Source organism: Helicobacter marmotae (genome assembly GCF_003364255.1).
Taxonomy (GTDB): domain Bacteria; phylum Campylobacterota; class Campylobacteria; order Campylobacterales; family Helicobacteraceae; genus Helicobacter_C; species Helicobacter_C marmotae.
In genome coordinates, this window is record NZ_NXLR01000038.1 from 1 (window position 1) to 3,880 (window position 3,880).

At 39.7% G+C, this 3,880-nt stretch carries 1 protein-coding gene; it reads right to left on the reverse strand.

Features of this window, described 5'->3' with window-relative positions; translation table 11 throughout:
- Positions 1-52 precede the first annotated feature (52 nt).
- The coding region (locus CQA63_RS09970) for a beta strand repeat-containing protein (RefSeq protein ID WP_158655525.1) at positions 53-3,880 on the reverse strand (3,828 nt) is incomplete at its 5' end.

Consider the following 3,880-nt stretch of genomic DNA (forward strand, 5'->3'; position numbering starts at 1 on the left):
GCTGACAAACTAACCAAGTGTGTTTCATTTCCCCATCCTTACTTACTCACCCCTAAAACCATATCGCATAACGTAAAGAGAGCATATGGCTTTGTTGGTCTATTGAGAATTGCCCATCATATTGAATAGAGAGTTCTGTATTTTTACCTATGGTATAGAGGAAGTTTGCTCCTCCCACAGCAGAAAATTGCGGGATATAAAATGCTGAAGAGCCACTATAGCTATCAATTTGCACACTGGTGGTGTGTTTAGACTTAAGATTATAAGTCGCCCCAAGGAGGAAAGAATAGCGTCCATTACGATTGAGGGCTTTAAAGTATTTCAAAGTCGCATTCACATAAGGATAGCTAAAGAAATGTGCAGGATAGTGCTCTTCAAGGGCATTTTCTGAATTATAATCGAGATTAAAGCTATTAAGATAGAGTAGTCCATAGCCTAGCCCAATCTCAGGGGAGAGATAGCTATTATTAAAAATATTATAGAAGTTTGCCCCTATTTTAGCCTGTGAATCTAGCCCATAAGAGAGCAACTTTTGCTTCGCACTTGCCATAATGGTATCAAGCTTTAGCTCTAAGTCGGGGTTTTGATGTTGGATATGGGTAAAGATTTTAAAATAATATTCCCCCATACCTTTGGTATAGAAAGTCTTATAATAATGGCTTCCTGCAAGCATAGTATTATGCTTTAAATCCGCAGAGCCACTGGTGCGGGGCAAGGTGGCATTACCGCTCTCATACCCTGCATAAAAGCCCCAAATCCCCCATTTTTTGAGATTAAGAAATGAGCCTAAAATCACGCCAAAGGTGCTCTCCCGCCCTGTGAGGGTAGCATCTAGCTTGGTGGTGGTATAGCGAGTAAAGGGCAGGATAAAGGCTTGGGTATTACTCTCTAGGGCGTGGGGAGCATATATCATATCGGTTTCAGCAAGGAGGTCAATATTGGTGTGAGAGAGCGTTACTTCTATATCATTATTATCTTTTACCCTTTTGCCCTCTTCATTAATGCTTTTAGATGTAATCGTATAAGCCCCTCCCTCTCTATGATCTAAGCTATGATGAAATATCCTTCGACTTAGAGAATCTAAAAAATTCCCAACAAGGATATTTTTAGAAATAATGCCATTAAGCATTGATTGAGAGACGGTTTCCACTGGAGAGCCCTTAGGCTGGAGTCCTAAAGAGAAGCCATCATTTAAGTCAATAATCTCTATTGTAGATTGAGGGGTATAGAGGGCTTTTGTGGCTTCAATCTTTAATTCCACACTTCCGCCTAGATTTTCTGCTTTATCAGTGGTGGGCTCTCCATATTGATTAGTTTTATCTACCACTTGATTATTGTAACCTTTTACAGAGCTAAGGGCTGTGCTTAGATTCCCCGCGCCATCATTTTTTAAAAACATTGCGGTGTAGTTATACTTTGCTCCCCATTTATCACTTGTAGCAATGATTAATATCCCCGCTTCATTATCAATGATTGCCCCTGTATCATCAAAGCGCTGCCCTGTCTCTAATGTATCTAAATGCACATTTAGACCTAGGATAATATGCCCAGCAGAAGAAGTGTTGCTGCTAAGTTGTGTATTATCTTTAGGTAAGCCAAAGTTGTTAGCGCTATCATTAAAGCTTTGAGCGCTTTGATTAAGGTGGCTTACCCAATTAGTGAGTGTGAGATTAGTTTTATTAGTAATGGTTGTTGGAGTGTTATTTAGGCTTTCATTATGAATGTTGCCATTAAAGTGTGCTCCATCAGTTGTTGGCATAATTTGGGCTTGACTTTGCGCTCTTGTGAGTATGAGTGTGCCAACAGAGATAGAAGCACTATTAGCATTACTTAGCTCTCCATAGATACTAATGGTGTTATTTTGTGCATTGATTTTATCTTGATTATCTAATTTGCCTAGTGTGCCTACTTTATTTTTATTCCTCCCAATGTAGAGCTCATCGGTTACTTCTATAGTCCCAGCGGTGTTAGTAAGGCTAATAATACGCGCATTTGCATCATTATTAGTAGTATAGGTGGTGGTTTGGTTGGCGCTATTATTAGTATAGGTAGATATAAGCATGGTATTAGTGAGTGTATTAAGTGTGCCATTATTAGTTAAAGTAGTAAGTGTGCCTGTGTTATTTAGGCTAGTGAGTGTAGCGTTATTAGCATTAGTAAGCGCGTTTAGCGTGCCAGCATTGCTTAGAGTGGTTAGGGTGGCATTGCTTTGATTAGTAAGTGTATTAAGTGTAGCGTTATTAGTGAGGTTTGTTAAAGAGCCCTCATTGTCTAACGTGCTTAAAGTCCCATTATTGGTGAGGGTATCAATATTGCCTGCTGTGCTATTGTTTAGGCTAGTAATACTCGCATTATTTTGATTAGTGAGTGTAGTAATGGAGCGAGTATTAGCCAAAGTGCCAATGGTTGCGCTATTTTCAAGTGTAGTGAGTGTGCCCATATTACTTAATGTGGTAATAGAGCCTGCATTATTTAAGGTATTAATACTCCCGCCATTGCCTCCTTGGGCAGTGGGGGCATTATTATTTAATGTGACTATGTTTCCTGTGTTTGATAGGGTATCTATTTGCCCGCTATTTCCTAAGGTTGTAATAGCAGCAGCGTTAGTTAGAGTAGTGAGGATAGCATTTTGCGTGTTGTTGAGATCATTAATGCTAGCATTTTGGGTGTTTTCTAAAGTGGTGATAGTCCCTGTATTACTTAGGCTTTGTATGCTAGAGCCTGCCCCAGTATTTCTTAGGTTAGCAATAGTCCCTGCTCTTTGATTATCGAGGTTGGTAAGTATGCCGCTATTAGTGAGGGTTTGAATTTGGGCATTGGTATTATTAGTTAAAGTAGCAATGCTAGAGCCAGCATTATTATTTAAGTCATTAATGGTGGCATTAGCGTTATTAGTAAGTGTGGTGATAGAGGCATTTTGCGTGGTGTTATTTAGGGTAGTAATGCTGCCAGCATTAGCAATAGAGCTTAGGGCAGCGGTGTTATTTAGGGTATTTATGCGTGAGGTGGCAGTGGTATTACTAATACCTTGAGTAATGGTGCCATTATTAGTGAGTGTGGTAATGGTATTAGCATTAGTTAGGATTTGGAGTGTGCCACTATTTTGATTGGTTAAAGTAGTGATAGTCCCAGCATTAGTGATACCTTGTGTGATAGAGCCGCTATTATCTAAAGTAGTGATAGTTGCGTTGTTAGCATTAGTGAGTGCTCCATTTATGGAGCCAGCGTTGGTTAAATTCCCTATAGTGTTAGTATTAGTGAGACTACTAGCAAAGCTCCCGCCATTATTATTTAAGGTATTGATTGTCCCAGAGTTAGTAAAGGCTGCAGCGAAGTTGCCATTAGCGTTATTATTTAAGGTAGTAATAGTGCCAGCATTATTGATACCTTGTGCATTATTAATACTTCCTGTGTTGTTAAGCGTAGCAATGGTGGCTGTAGCGGTATTAGCAAAGCTTGTTACACTTCCTGTGTTATTGAATTCATTAATGCTAGCGGCATTAGATAAGGTCGTAATGGTATTAGCATTAGTAAGTGTAGTGATGTTACCATTGGTGTTATTACGCAAGGCAGTAATAGTGCCAGCATTAGTAAATGTAGTAATGCGCCCTGTATTGGTAAGCCCGCTATTGGCATTGGTAGCAGAGCCTAAGCTGGCATTAGCATTATTAGTTAAGTCATTAATACTCCCAGAGTTAGTTAAGGTTACAAGTGTGCCATTATTAGTTAAAGTCGTAGTGGTGCCTTGGTTTGTTTGAGTGGTAATGGTGCCCTCATTGAGTAGGGTAGTAATTACCGCTCCTGTGCCATTATTTAGGGTAGTAATGGTGCCACTAGTTTGGTTATTTAGGGTGGTTATGCGAGATTTGGCGCCTTGGTT